Origin of the sequence: Intrasporangium sp. (assembly GCF_035688975.1) — a bacterium.
Lineage (GTDB): Bacteria > Actinomycetota > Actinomycetes > Actinomycetales > Dermatophilaceae > CALMNV01.
The window spans coordinates 1-22,293 of the sequence record NZ_DASSMH010000031.1; the positions used below are offsets into that span (position 1 = coordinate 1).

The following is a 22,293-nucleotide window of genomic DNA, read 5'->3' on the forward strand; positions in this document are numbered from 1 at the left end:
GACGCTCGCCCTAGTCGCACCCGACCCGGCCTCGGACGGGTATCCGCTGCTGCGCGAGCTCGGCGAAGCGCTGGCCTTTACCCGCTCAATAATCTGGTGGGTCGCTGGCGTGACGGACACGCCGCCGCAGCCCGTCAGGCGCTGGGCCACACACGCGTAGCGACACTCGCCGAACTTCACCCGGCTCACCGCCCGACAGGTACCGGGCCCTGAGGGCACCATGACCGACTCGGCCGCGAGGCTGGCCATCGCGACAACCGGTCATGCCGCGATGAGCGCGCTCACGACCTGCGTCACTCCGCGAGCGGACGTGGTTGCACGCCGGAGGGGAGCTAGCGTTTTAGGGGTTCACGAGCCCGGCCGCGACGGCGGCGATCGGGGTCTGGGCATCCACGGTCGCCGCGTGAGGTGACGTCATGTCCAGTCGTTCCAACGTTCTGACGTTCCAGCCGGCCACGATGTCGACCGCGCAGCTTGCGGCCGTGTCCTACTTGGCCCGTTACTCCGGTCACACGCACGTCCTGTACGCCTACCAGTTGCGGGAGTGGTTCGCCTGGTGCGAGGGCAACGGGCTCGACCCGTTGGGCGGGATCCAGCGGGCCCACGTCGAGCTCTACATCCGCCGGCTCGGCGACCGCGGCCTGATGGACTCCACGGTCGTAACGATGATGCACGGCGTTCGCGGGTTCTTCCGGTTCGCCCACATCGACGGGCTGATCGCCGCGGACCCGGCCGTCTACGCCCGGCTGCCCAAGGTCCATCGCGACGAGTCCCGCACCCAAGGCCTGGACCGGCTCGAGCTGATCCGATTCCTCCAAGTGGCTCAGACGATCACCGTGCATCACGGCGCGCTCGCGTACCTGCTGGGCATCAACGCGCTGCGCGCCTCGGAGGCGGCGGCGGTCCGGATCGAGGACTATGCCGACACGCTGCGCGGCCACCGGGTGCTGCACCTGGTCGGCAAGGGCAACAAGCCGGCCACCATGCCGCTGACCGTCCCGGTGCTCCGGGTCCTCGAAGCGTGCCGCGGCCAGCGCACCAGCGGGCCGCTGGTGCTGCGACCGGTCTCCGGCAAGCCGATCGACCGACGCGACGTCTACCGCATGGTCGCCCGGATCGCGAAGGCCGCCGCGATCCCCCGGCACATCAGCCCGCACTCCCTGCGGCACGCCGCGATCACCAACGCCCTCGACGCCGGTGTCCCCCTGCGCGATGCGCAGATCCTGGCCCGCCACGCCGACCCCCGCACGACCGAGCACTACGACCGCGCCCGCGGCAACCTCGACCGCCACGGCGTCCACTTCCTCACCGCCTACGTCGCCGGAGTGTGACCACCCGCCGCTGCCCATCGATTCCACCCAGCCTCGGGACACCTCCCAGCCAGGTAGGACGCCGCTGGTACGCGACCTCCACTCACGCCGGTTCACTCATGGTTGCATGAAACCTATAAGAGCGAATATGATTACCGTAAACCTAGGAGGGCCTAGAGGAAGGGCGCAATGTGGCTGGTAGGTTTGTGAGCGTAGCCGAGGCTGCTGAGATGCTCGGTGTCCACTCGCAGCGCGTCCATCAGCGCATCCGAGAAGGCTCGCTGGCGGCTGAGAAGATCGGGAACCAGTGGGCCATCGAGAGGGACGAGTTGCGTGGCATGAGGCACCATGCAGGACCGGGGCGTCCGCTATCGGCGAAGTCCGCTTGGGATCTGCTCGCAGTCGCGGCTAGCGACGAGGCTTCCTCTGGCCTCAGCCCCTCGGCCCGATCCCGCGCCCGCTCGCGACTGCGGAACCTGCTAGTCCACGGGTCCTCGGCTGACCTCGAGGAGGGCGCGGCCCACATCGTGAAGGCTCTGCGCAACCGAGCCGAGCGAGCCCTGTTCGCCGCTTCCCCGCGGGACCTGCCGGACCTCCGCAAAGACAACCGTCTTCACCTCTCCGGTGTCTCGCTGCACGAGTCGGGGCTCTCCTTCGGCGACGTGGCCGAAGGATATGTGTCCTCCGACAATCTCAACCCCCTCGTCGATGACTACCTGCTCTCTCCGGCAGCGCGCTCTCGCGCCAACGTCATCCTGCACGTGGTGCCCTCGGATCCCGCGAATCCGCTCCACGAGGCACTCGACGACGTTGCTCGCTCCCCGCTCGCGCTCGCTGCCGACTTGGCCGAGCACGATGGCATACGCGAGAAGAGCCAAGCTATCCGCTGCCTTGGCGAACTGAACTCCCGGTTCGTCGCCCGTGCAGCAGGAGTCGTCGGAGCGACCCGTGGCTGAAGCCGTGCAGCTACCCGCCCTGAGTGAGGCCCAGAAGCAGTCCTGGCACGCCCTGATGGACCTCTACGAGCAGGTGAACTCCAACTGGACTCTCATTGGCGGTCAGCTGGTGCATCTGCACTGCGCCGAGCGCGGCGTGTTCCCTACCCGTCCGACCAACGACGTCGACACGGTGGTCAACATCCGCGCATCCCCAACGATCCTGTCGACCTTCACCGGCGCGCTGAAGGACCTGGGCTTCACCGCCGACATCTCCGGTGACGGCATCCAGCACCGCTGGCGTCGCGACCTTGCCCAGATCGACGTCCTGATCCCCGAAGGCGTCGGCGAACGTGCCGCCGCCACCACCGGCGCCGGGGCGCCCCGACCATCCCCTCGCCCGGCACCACTCAGGCCCTCAACCGTAGCGAGCCCGTCCTTGTACTGGCTGAGGACCGAACCGGCACGGTGCTGCGCCCTAACCTCGTCGGAGCCCTTGTGGCAAAGGCAGCTGCCCGAACCGAGATTGCCTCGGACAGGGCCATCGCGCGTCACTGCGCCGACTTCGTCGTGCTGGCCAGCCTCATATCGGCTCGCGACTTCCGGGAGACTGAACTGGTGAAGAAGGACCGCGCACGGCTGCGCAAAATGCTCATCTGCTGCCGAAAAGACGACTCCGCAATGGCCGCGGAGAACGCCGCCGAGGCCCTCGAGCGACTCGAGCGCGCGGCGAGGCTCAACGGCTGAGCCGCTATGACGTCCACTTCCTTGTCCATCTCTCCTTCATCATCATCATCATCATCATCATCTTCCTCGTCACCATCAGGCTGATGATCACGCTCCAGGACAGCCTGTCCTATATCGACGCTCCTCAGGGCGAGGACCGCGCAAATACCAAATCAAGGTGACGCGGTGTCGGGCGGCGACCAACGTCTGCAATCCCCGTGGACGGCTTGACACCTTCTGGCGCGGACGCCTGCCATGGGGACACCCGGTGCGTCACTTCGACGCCCAAGACCTGCTGCACGACTTCGAACGAGCAGGGTGACGGCATCTGGGACTGCTTCTCTCCACTCCATGAGCAGCGGCTGGCCAGGCGCGTCTTAAGCGCCGCCAGTCGGGCGCCGGTAGCGGAGCGGAGGTGGACGAGGGCTGCGGAGGGACGTCTCAGCAGATCGATGGTGGCCAGCGATGCCTGCGCCAATCGTCCCAAGTCGCGAATCCGGCCGGGGGGCCGTCGATCGGTTCACTGCCGTCGAGCTCCCCGGGCGTCGGGATGCTGATGGTGGCGGCCCACTCGGCGAGCTCCACATCAGACATGTGCCAGGTCGTGTGCGGCTCTTCGGCGTGGCGCTGGTCAAGTCGTTTCCGCTGCTCGGCTGGCGTGACTTCGAAGTAGCGCAGCTGCACGGCGGCACCGAGATCGGCCGCCGCCTGCCGGAGGGCTGAGCGCTCGTCCTTGCCCCAGAGGCCAAAGTCGAGGACCACGTTGACGCCCAGTTCATCCACTCGTCCTTCGTGAGGCGAAGGGCATGCTGATCGACCTCAATCCGCCGTGCCTCTGTGGTCTTCCCCATACCGGGCAGGCCTGCGATCAGGAACAGTGTGGGTCGCGCCACGGGCACCTCCATTCCGAGCGGCCCAATGATCATCGAGCACGGTCAGCTGCCCGCCCGATCCGCGCACTCAAGGACTTGCCGCATTCCGCCGCGTTGCGGCCGGGCGAAGTTTCACCCACGCCGATGAGCGCTAGCCACTTGTCGGGGACATGCGGGTGATCGCAGCTACCGCCACATCAGCGGACACGCGTTCCCAGGCGCGCCCGGACCGCGAAGCGGGCGCAGGCGATGACGACCAACCCGCCCAGGATCGTCGGCCAGGTGAGCTGCTCGCGCAGGAGCAGGGCCGCCCACAGGATGCTCAGGACGGGCTGGACGAGCTGCACCTGGCTGACCTGGGCCATTGGCCCGATGGCCAGGCCGTGGTACCAGGCGAAGAACCCCAGGTACATCGACACGACGCACAGGTACGCGAACGCGAGCCACTGCACGGGCCTACCGTTCGGCGCCTCCTGGGTCACGGACGCGACGGTCAGGACGACCATCAGCGGGGCGCAGAGCACCAGCGCCCACGACACGGTCTGCCACGCGCCCAGCTCGCGGGCCAGTAGCCCACCCTCGGCGTAGCCGATCGCGGCCGCGACAACGGCCCCGAACAGCAGCACGTCCGACCAGTGCAGGGAACCCAGGCCGCCGTTCTGAAGAGCAGCGAACGCGACCACGGCTGCGGTTCCGAGCGCCGCGAAGACCCAGAACGTGCGCGACACCCGCTCCTTGCCACGAAGGACCGCCATCACTGCGGTCGCCGCCGGCAGCAGGCCGATGACCACCGCGCCATGGCTAGCCGGCGCCGTCGTCAGCGCGTACGAGGTCAGCAGCGGAAACCCGGCCACCACCCCGCCGGCCACCACCGCCAACCGCACCCACTGGGCCCTGGTCGGGCGGGTTTGTCGGGTCACCGCCAGAGCGACCACGGCAAGCACCGCGGCGACGACCGCGCGGCCGGACCCGATGAACAAGGGCGACAGCCCGTCATGGGCGGCGACGCGCGTGAAGGGCACCGTGAACGAGAAGGCCGCGATGCCGATCAGCCCCCACCCCACGCCGAACCGAGCCGGATGCTGCGATAGCGCTCGTCGCGCTGGCGCGATAGCGCTACTGTCAGGCTCCATGCAACACGATAGCGCAAGCCGGATCGTTGAGGCACTTCGTGTGTGGGTCGCGTCGGCGCCCCCGGGCGCCCGCCTGCCCTCGAACCGCGCGCTGGTCGCCCAGTACGGCGCGAGCCCGGTCACGGTGCAGAAGGCGATGCGGCAGCTGATGGCGCTAGGGATCGTGGAGAGCCGTCCTGGCGTGGGCACCTTCGTCCGCACCGTGCGCACCGCGCGACCGGCCGACTTCGGCTGGCAGACCGCGGCGCTGGGCACGCCCCGCTCCCGGGCCAGCGGCCTGTCCGCGACGCAACGCGCATCGGTCCCCGACGCCATCCAGCTCCACTCCGGCTATCCGGCACGCGAGCTCCTGCCCGAGCGGCTCGTGCGCAGCGCGCTCACCCGCGTGGCCCGCAGCGAGGCAGCGTTGACCCGGTCACCGTCCGCCGGGCTGCCCGAGCTACAAGCCTGGTTCGCCAACCAGGTCGCCACGTCCGCTCCACCGGGAGTCGCGCCACCGTCCGCGCGCGACCCGCTGGTCATCGCAGGCAGCCAGAGCGGGCTCAGCTCCATCTTCCGTGCCCTGGTCGGGCCCGGGCAGCCCCTGATCATCGAGTCGCCCACCTACTGGGGCGCCATCCTCGCGGCAGAGCAGGCCGGCGTCGTTCTCATCCCGGTCCCCAGCGGGCCGGACGGTCCGGACCCGGACGAGATCGAGCGCGCGTTCGCCGCCACTGGCGCACGGGCGTTCTACGCCCAGCCGAACTTCGCGAACCCGACTGGAGCGCAATGGTCCCCGGAGACCGGACTGGCCGTCCTCGACATCGTTCGCAGCAGGGGCGCCTTCCTCATCGAGGACGACTGGGCCCACGATCTGGGAATCGACGCCGACCCGCACCCCCTCGTCGGGCACGACCGCGACGGGCACGTCATCTACCTGCGCTCCCTCACCAAGAGCGTCTCCCCGGCCCTACGCGTCGCCGCCGTCATCGCCCGAGGCCCGGCACGCGACCGCATCCTGGCCGACCGCGCCGGCGAGACCATGTACGTCAGCGGCCTCCTCCAGGCGGCCGCGCTCGACGTCGTGACCCAACCCGGATGGACCACCCACCTGCGCACCATGCGACACCAGCTCCGGAACCGGCGCGACCTGCTCCTGCAAAGCCTTCGCGATGGCGCACCGCAGCTCGACGTACAACAGGTCCCGCCCGGCGGCCTCAACCTCTGGGTTCGACTCCCAGACGGCACCGACGTCCACAACCTGGTACGCGAGTGCGAGACACGCGGCTTGATCATCGCCCCAGGGAGCGAGTGGTTCCCCGCCGAACCCTCCGGCCCGTTCATCCGGCTCAACTACTCCGGGGAAGACCCAGCCCGCTACCCCGAAGCAGGCCACGTTCTTGGTGCGGCTCTGAGGGACACTCACTGACTGCGGGACACTCACTCACTTCCGAGGGACCACGCACCCCCGCGCCAACCCGCCCGAGCGGCTCACCGATCATGCCGCGCGGAAGACGTGTGTTCCCGACGCTACGAGGGTGCAAGACAGGCGCTTGAGCCCTCTGCACCCGGCCGCGGGGGACCGCGGACGGCATACGAGGACCGCGGGCGGCATACGCCGCGTGCTGCACGGAGCCATGTTCGCCGAATGTCCGACGAGTTGCCTGAGGTGGTGCTGACGACATCGGTCAGCGTCGATCGCCCCATCACGTAGGGACGCGACCAGTTGCTCCTCGACCCAAGGGTCGGAGCTCGCTGGTCGACGATGGCGGTCCCTGGTGCCTTCGCGGCACACCCGGCGGCCACCTGCAGCGGTTGCGCGGCCGCGACGGCTGCCTCGCCCAGGGACGCTGCTGGGCCCGCGGTCGGTCGCGACTCGTCTGGCTTGACGGGTGTGAGGTCCTGGGGTCGTGGGATGGCTCTCGGGCGAGGGACCGATCGCGTCAGTCCTCGGCCGAGGGGCGCGCGTCGTACTCGGCGCGTGCGGCCGCGATGGTGTCGCGGTTGGCCAGGGACCAGTCGGCCAGGGCCTTGACCAGGTGCGTCAGGCTCGCGCCGGTGTCGGTGAGTCGGTAGTCGACCTGGGCCGGGACGGTGGCGTAGACGCGTCGCAGGACAAGTCCGTCTCGTTCGAGCCGTCGGACCGTCAGGGTGAGCATGCGCTGCGAGATCCCGTCGATCGCCCGCTGCAGCTCGCGGAAGCGCCTGGGCCCGGACGCCAGCTCGACGATGACGAGAACCGACCACTTGTCCCCGACCCGGTCCAGGACCTCGCGGATGCCGCAGTCCGGATGGTCGACCTGTCCGCACGGCTCCACCAGGGCCACTTGCCCGCTGGCCTGCAGGGTTACCTCGGTGTTCGTCGCTGACATGAAAGTGCCTCCTTGTGGCCTCCCCCGCCGGGGCGAAGGATCAGGGCCCGGTAGCCAAGCAGGTTACTGAAGAGAACCACACTTGGAGACCACATGATCCTTGTCACCGGCGCCAGCGGCCAGCTGGCACGCCGCATCATCACCCACCTGCACGCGGCGGGAGCCGACGTCACCGAGGGCAGCAGAAGCCCCGCCAGCGGGGGCCGCACCCTGGACTTCGACTCGCCCGCCGCCCTCGACCTGACCGGCGTCGAGACGCTGGTGCTCGTGTCGGCGGGGTATGCCGAGGACGACGTCGTCCTCGCCCGGCACTCGGCCGTGCTCGAGGCCGCGCGGCGTGACGGCGTCGGCCACGTGCTCTACACGAGCCTCGTCGGCGCCGGTGACCATCTCGGATTCGCCCTGGCCCACCGCGCCACCGAGCGAGCCTTGCGCCGCAGTGGACTGGACTGGACCATCATGCGCAATGGGCTGTATGCCGAGCTCGTGGGCGCGCTGCTGCTGTGGGACGAGGGCGGCCTGCAGTCACCTTTCGGCGATGGCCATGTGGCCGCCCCGACGCGCGACGACCTCGCCCTGGCCGCAGCCCGCGTCGCCGCTGCGCCGGGCCGCCACGCCGGGAGCGTGTATGAGTTGACCGGCCCGCCGTTCACGGTCGGCGACATCGCCCGCGAACTCGACGCCCCGGTCCAGGATCTCCCTCTGGGCGAGTACCGCCGACGGCTCCTGGCCTCGCCGGCGCTGCTTCCGTTCGAACCGCCCATGCTGGCCAGCATCGCCACGTCCGTCCGTCACGGCTTCCTGGCTGACCACGGCTCGGACCTGACCGGACTCCTCGGCCGTGACCCGCACCCCGGTGTGGAGGCTGCTGCGGCCGCGGCGTGGCTCCAATCGCCCCAGCCAGCCTGAAGGCACGCCGCAAGGCGGCATCCTTTTCCCCCTGCTGGCCAACATCGCGCTGGCGGTGCTCGACGAACGCCTGCACGCGCCATGGAAACCGACGGGACCGAGGACCACCTGCCCGGCCTGCGCGAGGAAATCGCTCAGGTGCTCGCTCCGCTCGGGTTGCGGCTCTCAGGGGCCAAGACCCGGATCGTGCGCGGGGACGGGATGATCCGACGCGCCCCAGGCCGACTCCACCAGACTGCCCACTCGCCTGGGCAAGTTGGCAAGGTGGTGTTGTTGTCTCGTCCGTCATCTCACTGGTTGGCTCTTGGCTAGCGGTTTCGCTTGTGTCGTCGGGGTAGCAGAACGAACCAGGGGGCAGGTCCCTGGCTCGTTCTGCGGACCGAGGTCACCTGGGGACGAGCGTGTCCGTGGAGGCTGGCGATCGGGTGGTTGCTGCAGCCATGATTGCTCGGTCCAAAGGTGGGATGCCGAGCGCCATGACGATGTAGAGGCCGCTCGCGACGCGAGGCAGTGCGTCTGGTTCGAAGCCGTGTGCGCCGACGGCCAACCCGTTGAGGATCAGGAGCCCGCCCGCGAGAGCTCCGGCGACGCCGGCCAGTCGGACGCGACTTCCGAGGTGCCCTGAGCGCAGGAGCGCTGCGGCGAACATCAGGAGGGTGAGACCGAGCAGGATGGTGAAGAACGAGTTCACACCCCACTCCAGCCAGCGGACGGCCTCAGTGGTGGCGAATCGGGATGCCCGGTCCTCCGGCAGCGCGGCCGCCCAGGCGTCGACAGCGCGCTTGAGGGCGATGCCGTCCACGGCCATGTTGACGGCGATCAGTGCCACGGTCGCGGCTGCGGCCGCGTCGCCGAGCCGCACGAGGGCCGGCGCGGAGCCGAGTCGTTGCAGGGCGCGCCCCAGGAGTAGGAACCCTGCGACCACCAGGGCTGCCGACACGAACTGCACGTCATGGACCCACACCCAGTCGGTGCTGTGGGCGTACTCGGTGAACACGGCCGCGTGGGAGTTCGGAGGCTCGTCGTGCGGATGGAGGATGCCTCCGGCGACCGCCAAGCCCGCGCCGCCGACGAGCAGCACGGAGGAGATACGAGCAGCACGCGAGCTGGGTGAGTGACCTTTCCGGGTGAGAGTCCGAGTGAGAGCTGCGGTGGTGCTGGAGGTGTGCGGTCGCCACGCCAGGTAGGCGGCCATCAGAGCGAACATCGCGACGTGACCCCAGGTGAGCAGCGCGTCGCCGGGAAGGACGCCGAGCCAGTAGGGGCACAGCAGGACGAGGAAGGGCAGGACCATGACGCCCGACATCTCGGCGATGTGGCGGGCTGCATGCCGTCGCACCCACATCCAGGCGGCCATGCCGAGGGTCATGTCGAACGCCATGGTCAGGGCCATGGCGTCCGGCCGCTCGGTCAGGCGGGGCCAGACGCTGTCCCAGACAGCACCGAAGAGGCCCATGCCGACGACCATCGCGAGGGTCATCTCGAGGTAGGCGGCGAGGAAGCGACCGGGCCGTGAGCGGAGGAGCCGGCGGACCGTTGCGCGAGGCGTGAGGTCCGCATACAGGGTCGTGAAGGTGGTCATGCCGACAATGGTCGATTCCCGGGCGTGGGCTCCGGACGTGCCAGAGGTCACGGACCAGGTCACGTGTGTGGCATGACCCCTAGAGCAGGCCGAGCTCACGAGCCCGCAAGGCGGCCTGCGTGCGGTCGCGGACGCCGAGCTTGGCCAACACGTTGGTGACGTGGTTCTTGACGGTGCCCTCGGACAGGTAGAGGCGCTCGGCGGCCTCCCGGTTGCTGAACCCGTCTGCGAGTGCCCGGAGGACCTCGAGCTCGCGGTGGGTGAGCGGGTCGACGAGTGGCTGCGGGCGCGCTTGGTGCGGAAGGTCAGGCAGCTGGCTCAATCGGGCGAGGACCTTGGCTGCGACCGAGGGCTGCAGCACGGATTCACCGCGAGCCGCCGCCAGCACAGCATCGAGCAGCCGGGGCGCGGTGACATCCTTGAGCAGGTAGCCCACGGCGCCGGCGCGCAGCGCCGGGAAGACCTCGTCGTCGCCGTCGAAGGTGGTCAGGACCAGCACGCGGACCTCGGGATGTTCGACGCGCAACCGGCGCGTCGCGGCCACGCCGTCGAGGACGGGCATCCGCAGGTCCATGAGCACGACGTCGGGTCGCAGCATGGCCACCAGCGCCAGGGCCTGAACCCCGTCCCCCGCGGCGCCCACGACCTCGACCTCCTCGCGCACCTCCAGAAGCGTCGTCAGCGCCTCCCGAAACAGAGTCTGGTCGTCGACCACGAGCACGCGCACCGGCCGATCGGCGCTCATCCCGGGACCTCGACCCAGACAGCCACGCCCGTGCCCGGCGTCGACTCGATGGTGAGCGAGCCGCCCAGACCATCGACTCGCTCACGAATGCCGACCAGCCCGAACCCGCCGCCGTTACCCCCGAGCCCACCCCCGTCGTCGCGGACCTCCAGACTCACCGAGTTGGGCCGGTACGCCAGCCGGAGCACGGCGGCATGGGCATTCGCGTGCTTGTGGATGTTGGTGAGACACTCCTGAGCGGCACGGTAGAGCGCCTCTTGGACGTCGCTGTCGAGCCGGCGCTCCGATCCCTCGACCTCCACGGAGGCGGATAGGCCGGCCGAGCTACCCTCGGCAGCAAGGGTTCTCAGCTGATCCGAGAGCCGCTGGGCTGACCGCGCCTCGCGCAGGGCGGCTACCGACTCGCGGACAGAGGTCAACGCTTGACGCGCCTGGTCCTCCGCCTGGATGAGCAGGTTGTCGGCCCTGGTGGGGTCGCTGCTCAGCACCGCTCGCGCGGCCTGGACCTGCATACCGACCACCGTGAGGTGGTGTCCGAGCCCATCGTGGATGTCCCGGGCCACACGTGTACGTTCCCGCATGGTCGCCAGCTCTTCGGCCTGTGCGCTGAGCTCGCGCAGCTGGCCGTTGGCCACGGCAAGTTCCGCGCGGGCCCGTTGCTCACGCAGATGCAGGGCGGCAAGGACGAAGGCGAAGGCGCACGCGAGCCCGGTGCTGATGACCTGTCGCAGCGCGTCCACCATGGGCATCCCGACGTGGACCAACGGGACAAGCACGGCGACCACGACCGACCAGCCGAGCGGTAACAGCATGACGGCCTGCACGACCACCACCAGCAGCAGTAGCGTGCTGCCGACTCCGGGCCCAGCGACGCTGAAGACGACGAACCCGAGCGTCAGAGCGACAGTCAGGTAGCCGACCGCAGCCACCCGGCCCCGGCCGAGCGCCCAGCGGTAGCCGGCCACCGACCAAGCCACGAAGCCGACCCCGAGAGCACCAGCCGGCAGGATCGAACCACTGGGAGCGGCCTCAACAAGCATCACCAGCAACGCTGCTACGGCCAACATCGGCAGCGCCCGGTTCACCGTCCCAATGTCGCGGCCGCCGCCAGCCGAGTCAACCAGGGCCCAGCCGGAGCAACGGACTCCGACTCAAAGCGTGCTCCAGCGTATGCACGTCGGGATCCGCTCCCGCCGTCCGCGCCCTCGAGTATGCCGGGCCCCCAGCCGAACAGCCCCGACAGGGCCGCCATGACGACGACACGTCCGGCATCGCTGCAGACACGCATCGCCTTCCCGCCCACGCGGCCGGTGCGCTCGTGCATGTGACTGTCGCGCGAGGTGCGTCCTTTCGCCGCCCAGCCGTGCGGCGGTCCCCGAAGACAGTTACCGGGAGCTGCCGAATCGAGGGCGAGGTCAGGGGCACCCCCTCGGGGGCGCTGCTCGCAGCAGACCTACCGCGGGCTCGTCGAGACGCTCAACTGACCCACGCTCGATCTCGAGGGGTTTCGAGAACGACTGGACAGGCCGCCGGGAGTTACTCGAGAAGTGGCACGTCGAGGTCATAGGCCAGGACTACCGCGCGCGCCAGCTGCTTCTCTTGTGCAGGGCTGAGATACCCCACGGTGCGTCCCAGGACGTCCACCGAAACGGTGAGGACGTTGTCCAACGAGACCACGCAGTCATGGTCCAGCCCATTGCCGGGCCCCACCGGGACCTCGCTAGACAACCCTTTGATGGTGCCGGTGATGGGTGCCACGGTCACCTTGGTCATCGCAACCCGAGCAGCTTGCCGGGTCAGGACGAGCGCTGGTCGCGTCTTGTCGAGGCGGACCAAGCAGATCTCTCGCACCGATCAGTCCTCGACCCCAAGGTGGCTTCGGGTCCACTCCACGAGATCGTCGAGGTCGTCCGCCGCGCCTTGGGCGACCAGAATCCGCGCGTCATGCTCCGCGACCAGTCGGCGCATCTCTCGTTCCACCGCTGACGCGACGAGGGCTGCCCGGCTCGGCGCCTCGCCCGCCGCCACGGCGCTATCGAGGAAGGCCACCATCTCGTCAGGCAGGCGGACTGCGATCTGGGTGCTCATACACTCAAGGTACCTCCGTGTATCCCAGAATGGGATGCATGTCCTCCGGTACCCAAGAATCAGATCCAGCATCGCGGAACAGCGTCGCGGACCCGCGATCGTTGCTGAGGACGCGGTCCATGGACCGTTCGGGACACCGCTGCCAGCGGCGCGATCCGGTCGACCCTGTCATGCAAGACCGGGGTCGTGGTCGAGGGGCCGGCCTCACCGGTATGCGCGAATTCTGAGCGACGGAACGTAGGCTCGGTTTGCCCACTGGCTCCCGACCCCCACGCCGAAGGAGGCTCCGTGTCTCAGACACCATCCCGGATCCGGACTATTCTGCCGAGCTCGAGTCGCGCTGCCTTGGGTGCGACCGTCGCCGGCGGTGTGCTGACCGGTCTCGCGTCGGCTCCTGAGCGGATGAGCCGGCTGTTCCGGAGCCGCTTCCCCATGGTGGCCGTGACCGGAATGACCGGCGTCGGCAAGAGCCAGCTCGTTGACCGGTTGACACGGCGCGCCTCCGACGACGGCGTGGCGGAGGTGGGCTCGGCGGTGATGGAACGTCGGACCCGCCTCTCGTCCCGGCTGCACGGCTTCCGCTTCCTGGTGGTGCCGGGGGACAACGCGGCGACCCGACTCGGGGCCCTCGACGAGGTCTTCCATGACGAGCCGGTCGACGGTGTGATCCATGTGGTGGCCAACGGCTACGCCACACCGCGGCGGGCCGCAGGCACCACAGGTGCGGCGACCGCCACCCGGGAGGAGCAGCTCGCCGCAGAGCTCGAGGACTGGACGATCACGTCACACCGAATCGCCTCGATGGCGGTCCGCCGGCACAAGCCGATCTGGCTCGTCATCGCCGTGACGAAGACCGACCTCTACCCCGATGATGTCAACGAGGCCGTGAGCTACTACTCGCCGGGCAGCGGCACGCCGTTCGCTGACAGGGTCGACGCGCTGCGGGCCTTGGCGGGCGGCGCGAAGCTCTCGATCGATGTGCTCCCGGTGTCCAGCCAGGGCGGCGACCGCAGGTCGGCGATCTCGGCCAAGGGAGCCAGCGCCATGGTCGATGCCCTCGCGGACCGTCTGGCCCAGCTCAGCGGTCACGCCTGAGCGAGGCTCGTGCAGATGCAGACACGCTCGGGCGACTTCGACGTGAGGATGGACGAGCTGCGGGCGATCACCCGGTATGCCGTGGCGTGCGCCGCAACCTGCCCTCGTCATCCACCAGCAGGCCCGCTCCGTGCGCGCCTCCAACGGACGTCATCGAAAGTCGCCGGGGGAGGCGATACGTCACCGGCGTAGGTGAAATATCACTGACGGGTGCTCACTGTGCCCACCGCCGACCCGCACGCGTGCCCCGGCCGGTCGCGCGAATCGCCTCCCCGACGAGGGCTCAGTGGCTGCGGAGCGAGGTCGGGGCGTCAACTACGCTGGGCCGGTGCAGATCTCGCCCAGCATCCTCGCGGCCGACTTCGCCAACCTCGAGCAGGAGCTGCGGCGGGTCAGCAACGCGGACTGGGCGCACGTCGACGTGATGGACGCCCACTTCGTGCCCAACCTGACCCTCGGCCTACCCGTCGTCGAGGCGCTGCTGCGGGTGAGCCCGATCCCGCTCGACGCCCACCTGATGATCGAGGACCCGGACCGGTGGGCGCCGCTCTACGCCGAGGCGGGCTGCCAGTCGGTGACCTTCCACATCGAGGCAGCCCGCCACCCCCGCCGGCTCGCCCGGACGCTGCGCGCCGCAGGGGCCCGGGCATGCATGGCGCTCAAGCCCGAGACGAGCTTCACGCCCTACGAGCCGCTGCTGGCCGACCTCGACATGGTGCTCGTGATGACGGTCGAGCCCGGCTTCGGGGGGCAGTCGTTCATGGTCGACCAGATGCCCAAGGTGCGCCAGGTCCGCGAGGCGATCAAGCGGCACGGAGGCGAGATCTGGGTGCAGGTCGACGGGGGCGTCAGCGCGACGACCATCGAGCAGTGCGCCGAGGCCGGCGCCGACGTCTTCGTGGCCGGGTCGGCGGTCTACGGGGCCGAGGACGCGGCGGCCGCCATCGAGGAGCTGCGGGCCCTGGTGTCGACCCACGTGCACTGAGCCGAGCACCTGCCTGGGTGTGGGGCCGACTGTCCGCGCCCCCGGGACGGTGGCATACTGACGGCTACGTGCTCCGGGGTCGGTGCAACTCCGAACCGGTGGTGACAGTCCACGACCCGACCGCAGCCAGCGGCCGGTTGACCTGGTGAAACTCCGGGACCGACGGTGAAAGTCCGGATGGGAGGCAGCACGAGGCCGGTCGCCGAGTCGACCCGGCGACGTGGCGACGCGTCGGCGGGGCGCAAGACCGGAGCAGTCCCCGGAGCTCGTCCGCCCAGACGAACGACGCAAGGACCGCACCATCCATGGACATTCTTCGGTGGCTCTACGGGGCCGGCATCCCCTTGGGGGCCTACGAGCTGCGCTGGCTCGAGGTGGTCGGGGTCCTCTTCGGGCTCGCGTCGGCGATCGGCGGCCTCCGGCGCCGCGTCTGGGCGTGGCCCGTCGGCATCGTCGGCAACGTGCTCCTCTTCTTCGTCTACATCACGGTGACCTTCGACGCCGCCGACGGACGGGCCCCGCTCTTCGGGCAGTCGGGACGCCAGGTCTTCTTCATCCTCACGAGCCTCTACGGCTGGTGGCGGTGGGAGCAGGTGCGGCGCTCGACCCACCGCGACACCGCAGCCCCCGCCATCACGCCGCGGTGGGCCACGACGCGCGAGCGCGCGGTCCTCGGTGTGGTGTGGCTCGGGGGCGTCGTCGTCGCGCAGCAGGCCTTCGCCGCCGTCGGCGCCGGTTGGCCGGCGCCCCGCTGGTACTACTGGTGCGACGCGTGGATCTTCCTCGGGTCGATGGTCGCGACCTACGCCATGGCGCGGGGGTGGAACGAGTTCTGGCTGGCCTGGATCGGCGTCGACCTCGTCGGGGTGCCGCTGCTGGTGCACTCGGGCTATCTTCCGACCGCAGTGCTGTATGCCGTCTACGCCGGCTTCGTCGGCTACGGCTTCCTCGTGTGGGTGCGGGCGAGCCGCGCCGAGGCCCCGACGCCGCAGCTCGCCGCCGCGGCGGCGCACTGACAGGGCGGCGACCGACGATGAGCGACGAGCTGGCTCACACCCCGGGCGAGACCGTGGACGAGAGGTGGCTGCGACGGGCGATGGAGCTCGCGGCGGCCGGACCGTGGCCCGACCCGAACCCCCGCGTGGGGTGCGTGATCGTCGACGCCGAGGGGACCATGGTCGCCGAAGGCTTCCACCGCGGGTCCGGCACGCCCCATGCGGAGGCCGCCGCGCTCGCCTTGGCCGGTGACCGCGCGCGGGGCGCGACGGCCTACGTCTCGCTCGAGCCGTGCACCCACACCGGTCGCACCGGCCCCTGCGTCGATGCGCTCGTTGCCGCGGGGGTGGCCCGGGTGGTCTTCGGCCAGCCCGACCCCAACCCGGCGGCGGCCGGTGGTGGGCAGCTGCTGCGGGAGGCGGGAGTCGAGGTCGTCGGCGGCGTCCTCGCCGACGAGGCAGCGGTCCTCAACGAGCGGTGGACCCGCACCATCCGGCTCGGCCGCCCGCTCGTGACGTGGAAGCTCGCGGCGACCCTCGACGGTCGCAGCGCCGCCGCCGACGGCACGAGCCAGTGGATCACCGGCCCCGAGGCACGGGCCGACGTGCACGCCCTGCGGGCGACGAGGGACGCCGTCGTCGTCGGGACCGGCACCCTGCTCGCCGACGACCCGCAGCTGACGGCCCGGATGCCGCTCGGCGACCTCGCGCCGACCCAGCCGCTCCGGGTCGTGATGGGCCTGCGCGCCGTCCCCGACGACGCGCGGGTCCACGAGGGCCCGGGGGACGTGCTGCACCTCGTCACCCGCGACCCGCACGTGGCCTTGATCGCCTTGTGGGAGAAGGGGATCCGCGACATCTGGCTGGAGGGCGGCCCCACTCTCGCGGCTGCCTTCGTCGCCGCCGGGCTCGTCGACGAGGTGTACGCCTACCTCGCGCCGGCGCTGCTCGGCGCAGGGCGCAACGCGGTGGCAGACCTGGGCATCGCGTCGATGAGCGACATCCGCAGGCTCACCCTCGCCGACGTCCGCGTCATCGGCACCGACGTGCGCATCACGGGCCGCCCCGCTATCCACACGCCAGACCCCACCCTGTCCCAGGGCGCTCCGCGGTCGTACTCGGCCGCCGAGCACCTCGACCCCTGGGGCATGACCGACTGAGGAGACCCATGTTCACTGGCATCGTCGAGGAGCTTGGCACCGTCGTCGGCGTCGAGCGCGGCCCGGACTCAGCGGTCCTGCGGATCCGCGGTCCCGTCGTCGTGTCCGACGCCAGGCACGGCGCGTCCATCGCCGTCAACGGCGTGTGCCTCACCGTCACGGAGCACGACGCGACCCAGTTCACCGTCGACGTCATGGCCGAGACGCTGAGCCGCAGCTCGCTCGGTGGTCTCGCGGAGGGTGACCGCGTCAACCTCGAGCGGGCCCTGGCCGCGGACGGCCGGTTCGGCGGGCACATCGTGCAGGGGCACGTGGACGCGACGACGACGATCAGGAGCCGAACGCCCGGGGACCGTTGGGAGACGGTCGAGCTCGACCTCCCACCGCAGCTGGCGGCATACGTCGTGGAGAAGGGCTCCATCACCCTCGACGGCGTCTCCCTCACGGTCTCAACCGTCACGACCGACCGCTTCACCGTCTCGCTCATCCCCACCACGCTCGAGCTGACGACTCTCGGGCGCAAGGGCGTCGGGGACGTGGTCAACCTGGAGGTCGACGTCCTGGCCAAGTACGTCGAGCGACTCCTCGGTCGCCCGGCCGGTGCGCACCACGCCGATGCGAGGGCGACGTCATGAGTGAGGGATTCGCCTCCGTCGAGGAGGCGCTCGAGGCGCTGTGTGCCGGCCGGCCGGTCCTCGTGCTCGACTCGGAGGACCGCGAGAACGAGGGCGACGTCGTCCTCGCGGCCGAGACGGCGACCGAGGAGTGGATGGCGTGGACGATCCGGCACACGTCGGGATACCTCTGCGCCCCGCTGCCGGGGGAGGTGGCAGACCGGCTCGCGCTGCCGCTCATGGTGGCCGACAACCAGGACCCGCTGCGCACGGCATACACGGTCTCTGTCGACGCGGCTGAGGGAGTCGGCACTGGCATCAGCGCCGCCGACCGCACCCGCACGATCCACGTGCTCGCCGACCCCGCGAGCCGTCCCGCCGACCTGGTGCGCCCCGGCCACGTGCTGCCGCTGCGGGCCCGCGCCGGCGGGGTGCTCACCCGCCCGGGCCACACCGAGGCCGCGGTCGACCTCGCCCGGCTGGCCCGGCTCGCGCCCGTCGGCGTCATCGGCGAGCTCGTCCACGACGACGGGCGGATGATGCGGCTCGAGGCCGTCCTCGAGCTCGGGGCGAGGCACCGGCTGCCGGTGCTGACCATCGAGGCGCTCATCGCCTGGAGGCAGCGCCACGACCGCGTCGAGCGGCTCGCGACGACGCGGATCCCCACGGCGCACGGGACGTTCACCGCCCACGCCTACCGCGACCGGCTCACCGGTGACGAGCACGTCGCGCTCGTCAGCCCCCGCGGCCTCGGGAGGGGACCCACGCTCACCCGCCTGCACTCCGAGTGCCTCACGGGCGACGCGTTCGGCTCGCTGCGCTGCGACTGCGGGCCACAGCTGCAGTCGGCGCTGGCCCGGGTCGGGGCCGAGGGGGGCGTCGTCGTCTACCTCGGCGGTCACGAGGGCCGGGGGGTGGGGCTCGTCGACAAGCTGCGAGCCTACGAGGAGCAGGACCGGGGCGCGGACACCGTGGACGCGCAGACCGCGCTCGGTCTGCCGGTGGACGCCCGGGAGTATGCCGCCGGCGCGGCCATCCTGCACGACCTCGGCGCCGAGCGCGTCGTCCTGATGACGAACAACCCGCTCAAGGTCGCGGCCCTGCGCCAGCACGGGGTCGACGTCGTGGCCGTGGAGCGGCTGCACGCGCCGGTGCTCGCCGAGAACGCCCGTTACCTCGCGACGAAGCGCGAACGGATGGGCCACGACCTCGTGCTGCGCCCGAGCACCGAGGAGGAGACCGCGTGAGGGCAGACGGCATGAGGGACCACGGCATACGGCATGAGGGAGACGGCATGAGGGAGACGGCATGAGGGACGGGGCGCCGGCCATCGCGGTCGACGGCACCGGGCTGCGGGTCGCGGTCGTGGCCGCCCTGTGGCACGAGGAGATCATGCAAGGGCTGCTCGACGGGGCCCGCCGGGGCCTTACGGAGTGCGGCGTGGAGGACGTCGAGGTGGTGCGCGTGCCCGGGACCTTCGAGCTCGGGGTCGCCTGCGCGACCCTCGCCGAGCGCTACGACGCCCTCGTCGCGCTCGGAGTCGTCATCCGGGGCGGCACGCCGCACTTCGACTACGTCTGCTCGGCGGCGACGACCGGCCTGACCGACGTGTCGGTGCGCACCCGCACGCCCGTCGGCTTCGGCGTGCTCACGTGCGACACGGAGGCGCAGGCGTTGGACCGCGCCGGCCTGCCGGGGTCGAGCGAGGACAAGGGCCACGAGGCGGCCACCGCGGCGGTCGCCACGGCGGTGACGCTGCGCGCCGTCGGTGCGCGGCGACCGCGTTAGCGCCCATGCCCCGAACCGTCGCACGGGACGCGCTCGCCGGACCCGTAGGCTGTGGCCCCGTGAAGAGCTTCGAGCAGCTGTATGCCGAGCTGGCGGACAAGGCGCGGACGCGCCCCGCCGGGTCCGGCACCGTCGTCGCCCTCGACGCGGGCGTCCACGCCATCGGCAAGAAGATCGTCGAGGAGGCGGCCGAGGTCTGGATGGCCGCGGAGTACCAGTCGACCGACGAGACCGCCGAGGAGATCAGCCAGCTGCTCTACCACCTCCAGGTGCTCATGCTCGCCAAGGGCATCACGCTCGACGACGTCTACGCCCACCTCTGAGGACCCCCGCATGCTGCGAATCGCCGTTCCCAACAAGGGGGCCCTGTCCGACGCGACCGTCGAGATGCTCCGTGAGGCCGGCTACCGGACCCGCCGCGACAGCAAGGAGCTCGTCGTCGCGGACGTCGACAACGACGTCGAGTTCTTCTACCTGCGGCCCCGCGACATCGCCGTCTACGTCGGCTCCGGCACGGTCGACGCCGGCGTCACGGGGCGCGACCTGTTGCTCGACTCCGGCTCGGAGGCGGTCGAGGTCATGGGGCTCGGCTTCGGCGGGTCCACGTTCCGGTATGCCGGCCGGCCGGGTCAGGTCTCCCGCGTCGAGGAGATCGCGGGCAAGCGGGTCGCGACGTCCTACCAGGGCCTCGTGGAGGCCGACCTGACCGGTCGCGGGATCGAGGCCTCTGTCGTGCGCCTCGACGGTGCGGTCGAGACGGCCATCACCCTCGGGGTGGCCGACGTCATCGCCGACGTGGTCGAGACCGGCGCGACGCTGCGGTCGCAGGGGCTCGAGGTGTTCGGCGACCCGATCCTGCGCTCCGAGGCGGTCCTGATCCGCGGTGACCGACCGGGTGAGGAGCAGGCCGTCGAGGTGCTCCAGCGACGCCTCGCGGGGGTCATCACGGCCCGCACCTACGTCATGCTCGACTACGACTGCCCCAAGGAGCTCGTCGACAAGGCGTGCGCCCTCACGCCGGGCCTGGAGTCGCCGACGGTGTCGCCGCTGCAGGACGACGCCTGGGTGGCGGTCCGGGCCATGGTGCCCCGCGTGGGGCGCAACCGGCTCATGGACGAGCTCTACGACCTCGGCGCGCGTGCCATCCTGGTCACCGACATCGCCGCCTGCCGGCTCTGACCAGCGTGCCTGAGCACCCCGTGCCGCCCGACCAGCCGTCCCGCCCCCGGGACGAGCGAGGGACCGAGGCGGCGTTCGCCGCGTTCCGGCCGCGTCGCGGTCGCGCGGTGGCCCTGGGCTGCCAGTGGGGGGCGCTGCTGCTCTTCGCGGTCCTCGCGCTGGCCCTTCCCGGCGTCGCCGGTGGGGCGCGCTGGGGCGTGGCCGACCGTCTCATGTTCTTCGCCATCGGCGTCGTCATCGCCCTGCTCGCCCACCGGTACGCGTCCATCGTCGCCGTGCCGAGCCGTGAGGGCCTTGTCGTGCGCAACCTCGTGGTGACTCGCACGATCACCTGGCCCGAGATCGTCGGGGTGCAGTTCGGCGGAGGAGAGCCGTGGGTCAGCCTCGACCTCGCCGACGCGGACACGGTGGCGGTCATGGCGATCCAGAAGGCGGACGGCCCGGTCGCGGTCCGAGAGGCGTCCCGGCTCGCGGCCCTCGTGCAGGCTCTCGGCGAGCGCTCCCCGGGGACGTCACCCGGACCGACCGGCCCGGATGCCGACCGGGGTCCCGACCCGCATGCCGGCCCGGGTGCCGGCCCGGGTGCCGGGTCGGACGACCGGCCCGACAGCGGCCGGGAAGCCGACGCGTGACCGCCACCCCGCCGCCGGCGGAGCTGCGCCGGGTCCTCGGCCACTTCGCGACGGGCGTCACCATCGTGACCGGCCTCGCGCCGGACGGCGCCCCGGTCGGCTTCGCCTGCCAGTCCTTCGCGTCCGTGTCGCTCGACCCGCCGCTCGTCCTCTTCTGTGCGTCGCGGTCCGGGAGGTCGTGGCCCCTGCTCCGTGACACCGGGCGGTTCTGCGTCCACGTCCTGCGGCACGAGCAGCGTGAGCTCTGTGACCGCTTCGGCTCGCCCACGGGTCGCCGCTACGACGGCCTGGACTGGGAGCTGTCGCCACACGGCGCCCCCAGCTTGCCCGGCGTGCTCATGCGCGTCCACGGTGAGGTGGCGCAGGTCCACGAGGCAGGAGACCACGACGTCGTCATCGGTCGCGTGCTCGGCCTCGAGGACGGCGAGCCGGGCCGGCCGATGCTCTTCTACCGCGGCCGTTTCACGGTCACCGAGCGACGCACCTCCGCAGCCCGCGGGGAGGCACCCGACGGCCGGGACGACTTCTGGGGCTGACCCCCGGCAGCTCACCCGGTGGGTGCCGAGGCCCCCCCTGCGACTAGCCACGTTGCAGGTGGACCCCCTGTGCACCCGGACGACCATTGCTCGGCGCCCACCGGGGTCCGCGTGCTCAGGAGGGCCCGGTTGCGCCGCCCGGACCGGACCAATGGTCGTCCGGGTGCTCGGCGCGCCTCGCGGACGCCCGCGTGCCAGGGCAGTACGCATCGCCTTGACCTCGACGGGCGTTCATCGCCGGGTCGGACGGCGTTCACCCCGCCGAGCCGAGGCCCTGCCAGCGTGGGAGCGGCCCGTCGTCTCTCCCCAGGAGCTCCCATGTCCCCACGTCGTTCTGCGGGTGCGTCTCTGCTCGCTCTCGTCCTCACGGCCACCGTCCCTACCTCGTCCTTCGCCGACACCACCACGGCCACCCGAGGGCCCGGCCAGGACAAGCCCGGCCACTTCTCCTTCGCTGTCATTGGTGACGTGCCTTACGGTGCCGACCAAGTGGCGGCCTTCCCCCGCCGGGTCGACCAGATCAACGCGGCCGACCCGGAGCTCGCCTTCCACCTCGGCGACATCAAGAACGGCTCCACCCGCTGCGACGACGGCTACTACCGGATGATCAAGGCCCAGTTCGACCGCTTCACGAGCCCGCTCGTCTACACCCCGGGTG

25 protein-coding genes, 1 pseudogene and 1 riboswitch are annotated in these 22,293 nt (G+C 70.8%); of the genes and pseudogenes, 18 read left to right on the plus strand and 8 right to left on the minus strand.

The genetic code is table 11. From position 1 onward, the window contains the following. Positions 1-416: 416 nt before the first annotated feature. From VFJ94_RS03340 to VFJ94_RS03355, 4 genes are all read left to right on the plus strand, one after another. Positions 417-1,331, plus strand: a complete 915-nt coding sequence (locus VFJ94_RS03340; RefSeq protein WP_325002769.1) for a tyrosine-type recombinase/integrase — start codon at positions 417-419, stop codon at positions 1,329-1,331. Positions 1,332-1,516: 185 nt separating this feature from the next. Beyond that, the gene (locus tag VFJ94_RS03345; protein ID WP_325002770.1) at positions 1,517-2,266 is read left to right on the plus strand and encodes a helix-turn-helix domain-containing protein; all 750 of its coding nucleotides are present in this window, start codon (positions 1,517-1,519) and stop codon (positions 2,264-2,266) included. Beyond that, positions 2,259-2,867, plus strand: coding sequence for a hypothetical protein (locus VFJ94_RS03350; RefSeq protein WP_325002771.1), 609 nt, complete (start codon positions 2,259-2,261; stop codon positions 2,865-2,867). Before VFJ94_RS03345 ends, VFJ94_RS03350 begins: the two co-directional genes overlap by 8 nt. Beyond that, positions 2,864-2,992 (plus strand): hypothetical protein, encoded by a 129-nt coding sequence (locus VFJ94_RS03355; protein ID WP_325002772.1) that lies wholly within the window; start codon positions 2,864-2,866, stop codon positions 2,990-2,992. Before VFJ94_RS03350 ends, VFJ94_RS03355 begins: the two co-directional genes overlap by 4 nt. A 420-nt stretch (positions 2,993-3,412) precedes the next feature. On the opposite strand, the gene VFJ94_RS03360 is transcribed toward VFJ94_RS03355, so the two are convergent. Both VFJ94_RS03360 and VFJ94_RS03365 read right to left on the minus strand, forming a co-directional pair. Then, positions 3,413-3,754 (minus strand): AAA family ATPase, encoded by a 342-nt coding sequence (locus tag VFJ94_RS03360; protein ID WP_325002773.1) that lies wholly within the window; start codon positions 3,752-3,754, stop codon positions 3,413-3,415. A gap of 286 nt (positions 3,755-4,040) precedes the next feature. After that, positions 4,041-4,976 carry a DMT family transporter gene (locus VFJ94_RS03365; RefSeq protein ID WP_325002774.1) on the minus strand — a complete coding sequence of 312 codons (936 nt, stop codon included), beginning with the start codon at positions 4,974-4,976 and terminating at the stop codon, positions 4,041-4,043. Between VFJ94_RS03365 and VFJ94_RS03370 the strand changes: the two genes are divergently transcribed. Further along, entirely contained in the window at positions 4,975-6,384 is a 1,410-nt protein-coding gene (locus tag VFJ94_RS03370) for a PLP-dependent aminotransferase family protein (protein WP_325002775.1), read from the plus strand. The genes VFJ94_RS03365 and VFJ94_RS03370 overlap by 2 nt on opposite strands. Positions 6,385-6,898: 514 nt before the next feature. Here the strand turns inward: VFJ94_RS03370 and VFJ94_RS03375 are convergent. Further along, positions 6,899-7,327: a helix-turn-helix domain-containing protein gene (locus VFJ94_RS03375; RefSeq protein WP_325002776.1), complete on the minus strand. Its 429-nt coding sequence runs from the start codon at positions 7,325-7,327 to the stop codon at positions 6,899-6,901. Positions 7,328-7,420: 93 nt separating this feature from the next. Here VFJ94_RS03375 and VFJ94_RS03380 point away from each other — a divergent pair, with 93 nt between their 5' ends. Next, positions 7,421-8,236: an NAD(P)H-binding protein gene (locus tag VFJ94_RS03380; RefSeq protein ID WP_325002777.1), complete on the plus strand. Its 816-nt coding sequence runs from the start codon at positions 7,421-7,423 to the stop codon at positions 8,234-8,236. A gap of 385 nt (positions 8,237-8,621) precedes the next feature. Here the strand turns inward: VFJ94_RS03380 and VFJ94_RS03385 are convergent, their stop codons facing one another. The 5 genes from VFJ94_RS03385 to VFJ94_RS03405 form a co-directional block, all read right to left on the minus strand. Beyond that, positions 8,622-9,818 (minus strand): hypothetical protein, encoded by a 1,197-nt coding sequence (locus VFJ94_RS03385; RefSeq protein WP_325002778.1) that lies wholly within the window; start codon positions 9,816-9,818, stop codon positions 8,622-8,624. A 79-nt stretch (positions 9,819-9,897) separates the two neighbouring features. Then, complete coding sequence (locus VFJ94_RS03390; protein ID WP_325002779.1) at positions 9,898-10,563, minus strand: response regulator transcription factor; 666 nt, start codon at positions 10,561-10,563, stop codon at positions 9,898-9,900. After that, positions 10,560-11,648 (minus strand): sensor histidine kinase, encoded by a 1,089-nt coding sequence (locus tag VFJ94_RS03395; protein ID WP_325002780.1) that lies wholly within the window; start codon positions 11,646-11,648, stop codon positions 10,560-10,562. The genes VFJ94_RS03390 and VFJ94_RS03395 overlap by 4 nt, the downstream gene beginning before the upstream one ends. A 451-nt stretch (positions 11,649-12,099) precedes the next feature. Continuing rightward, on the minus strand, positions 12,100-12,414 hold the full coding sequence (locus VFJ94_RS03400; protein WP_325002781.1) for a type II toxin-antitoxin system PemK/MazF family toxin: 315 nt from the start codon (positions 12,412-12,414) through the stop codon (positions 12,100-12,102). Positions 12,415-12,417: 3 nt separating this feature from the next. Then, entirely contained in the window at positions 12,418-12,651 is a 234-nt protein-coding gene (locus VFJ94_RS03405; RefSeq protein WP_325002782.1) for a ribbon-helix-helix domain-containing protein, read from the minus strand. 402 nt (positions 12,652-13,053) lie between these two features. On the opposite strand from VFJ94_RS03405, the gene VFJ94_RS03410 reads away from it, so the two are divergent. The 12 genes and pseudogenes from VFJ94_RS03410 to VFJ94_RS03465 form a co-directional block, all read left to right on the plus strand. Then, complete coding sequence (locus VFJ94_RS03410; protein WP_325002783.1) at positions 13,054-13,746, plus strand: hypothetical protein; 693 nt, start codon at positions 13,054-13,056, stop codon at positions 13,744-13,746. Positions 13,747-14,074: 328 nt separating this feature from the next. Continuing rightward, entirely contained in the window at positions 14,075-14,731 is a 657-nt protein-coding gene (gene rpe, locus VFJ94_RS03415) for a ribulose-phosphate 3-epimerase (RefSeq protein ID WP_325002784.1), read from the plus strand. Positions 14,732-14,796: 65 nt separating this feature from the next. After that, positions 14,797-14,925: riboswitch (FMN riboswitch) on the plus strand. Between the two features lie 111 nt (positions 14,926-15,036). Beyond that, entirely contained in the window at positions 15,037-15,747 is a 711-nt protein-coding gene (locus tag VFJ94_RS03420; RefSeq protein WP_325002785.1) for a nicotinamide mononucleotide transporter family protein, read from the plus strand. Positions 15,748-15,764: 17 nt separating this feature from the next. After that, the gene (ribD, locus tag VFJ94_RS03425; protein WP_325002786.1) at positions 15,765-16,886 is read left to right on the plus strand and encodes a bifunctional diaminohydroxyphosphoribosylaminopyrimidine deaminase/5-amino-6-(5-phosphoribosylamino)uracil reductase RibD; all 1,122 of its coding nucleotides are present in this window, start codon (positions 15,765-15,767) and stop codon (positions 16,884-16,886) included. A gap of 8 nt (positions 16,887-16,894) precedes the next feature. After that, positions 16,895-17,521: a riboflavin synthase gene (locus VFJ94_RS03430; RefSeq protein ID WP_325002788.1), complete on the plus strand. Its 627-nt coding sequence runs from the start codon at positions 16,895-16,897 to the stop codon at positions 17,519-17,521. Beyond that, positions 17,518-18,747 carry a 3,4-dihydroxy-2-butanone-4-phosphate synthase gene (gene ribB, locus VFJ94_RS03435; protein ID WP_325002789.1) on the plus strand — a complete coding sequence of 410 codons (1,230 nt, stop codon included), beginning with the start codon at positions 17,518-17,520 and terminating at the stop codon, positions 18,745-18,747. Before VFJ94_RS03430 ends, ribB begins: the two co-directional genes overlap by 4 nt. 61 nt (positions 18,748-18,808) lie before the next feature. Then, positions 18,809-19,288, plus strand: a complete 480-nt coding sequence (gene ribH, locus VFJ94_RS03440) for a 6,7-dimethyl-8-ribityllumazine synthase (protein WP_325002790.1) — start codon at positions 18,809-18,811, stop codon at positions 19,286-19,288. Positions 19,289-19,347: 59 nt separating this feature from the next. Then, positions 19,348-19,611 (plus strand): phosphoribosyl-ATP diphosphatase, encoded by a 264-nt coding sequence (locus VFJ94_RS03445; protein WP_325002791.1) that lies wholly within the window; start codon positions 19,348-19,350, stop codon positions 19,609-19,611. 10 nt (positions 19,612-19,621) lie between these two features. Further along, positions 19,622-20,467: an ATP phosphoribosyltransferase gene (gene hisG / locus VFJ94_RS03450; RefSeq protein ID WP_325002792.1), complete on the plus strand. Its 846-nt coding sequence runs from the start codon at positions 19,622-19,624 to the stop codon at positions 20,465-20,467. A gap of 5 nt (positions 20,468-20,472) precedes the next feature. Next, the gene (locus VFJ94_RS03455; protein ID WP_325002794.1) at positions 20,473-21,099 is read left to right on the plus strand and encodes a PH domain-containing protein; all 627 of its coding nucleotides are present in this window, start codon (positions 20,473-20,475) and stop codon (positions 21,097-21,099) included. After that, on the plus strand, positions 21,096-21,635 hold the full coding sequence (locus VFJ94_RS03460; protein ID WP_325002795.1) for a flavin reductase family protein: 540 nt from the start codon (positions 21,096-21,098) through the stop codon (positions 21,633-21,635). Before VFJ94_RS03455 ends, VFJ94_RS03460 begins: the two co-directional genes overlap by 4 nt. 318 nt (positions 21,636-21,953) lie before the next feature. Beyond that, positions 21,954-22,293 (plus strand): annotated as a pseudogene (locus VFJ94_RS03465) (hypothetical protein); the annotation flags it as partial.

Coding starts and splice junctions, on each gene's coding strand:
- ribH (WP_325002790.1), top strand. CDS start 18,809: ATGAGGGACGGGGCGCCGGCCATCGCGGTCGACGGCACCGGGCTGCGG.
- VFJ94_RS03375 (WP_325002776.1), bottom strand. CDS start 7,327: ATGTCAGCGACGAACACCGAGGTAACCCTGCAGGCCAGCGGGCAAGTG.
- VFJ94_RS03390 (WP_325002779.1), bottom strand. CDS start 10,563: ATGAGCGCCGATCGGCCGGTGCGCGTGCTCGTGGTCGACGACCAGACT.
- ribD (WP_325002786.1), top strand. CDS start 15,765: ATGAGCGACGAGCTGGCTCACACCCCGGGCGAGACCGTGGACGAGAGG.
- VFJ94_RS03370 (WP_325002775.1), top strand. CDS start 4,975: ATGCAACACGATAGCGCAAGCCGGATCGTTGAGGCACTTCGTGTGTGG.
- VFJ94_RS03385 (WP_325002778.1), bottom strand. CDS start 9,818: ATGACCACCTTCACGACCCTGTATGCGGACCTCACGCCTCGCGCAACG.
- ribB (WP_325002789.1), top strand. CDS start 17,518: ATGAGTGAGGGATTCGCCTCCGTCGAGGAGGCGCTCGAGGCGCTGTGT.
- hisG (WP_325002792.1), top strand. CDS start 19,622: ATGCTGCGAATCGCCGTTCCCAACAAGGGGGCCCTGTCCGACGCGACC.
- VFJ94_RS03420 (WP_325002785.1), top strand. CDS start 15,037: ATGGACATTCTTCGGTGGCTCTACGGGGCCGGCATCCCCTTGGGGGCC.
- VFJ94_RS03430 (WP_325002788.1), top strand. CDS start 16,895: ATGTTCACTGGCATCGTCGAGGAGCTTGGCACCGTCGTCGGCGTCGAG.
- VFJ94_RS03380 (WP_325002777.1), top strand. CDS start 7,421: ATGATCCTTGTCACCGGCGCCAGCGGCCAGCTGGCACGCCGCATCATC.
- VFJ94_RS03365 (WP_325002774.1), bottom strand. CDS start 4,976: ATGGAGCCTGACAGTAGCGCTATCGCGCCAGCGCGACGAGCGCTATCG.
- VFJ94_RS03410 (WP_325002783.1), top strand. CDS start 13,054: ATGAGCCGGCTGTTCCGGAGCCGCTTCCCCATGGTGGCCGTGACCGGA.
- VFJ94_RS03405 (WP_325002782.1), bottom strand. CDS start 12,651: ATGAGCACCCAGATCGCAGTCCGCCTGCCTGACGAGATGGTGGCCTTC.
- VFJ94_RS03340 (WP_325002769.1), top strand. CDS start 417: ATGTCCAGTCGTTCCAACGTTCTGACGTTCCAGCCGGCCACGATGTCG.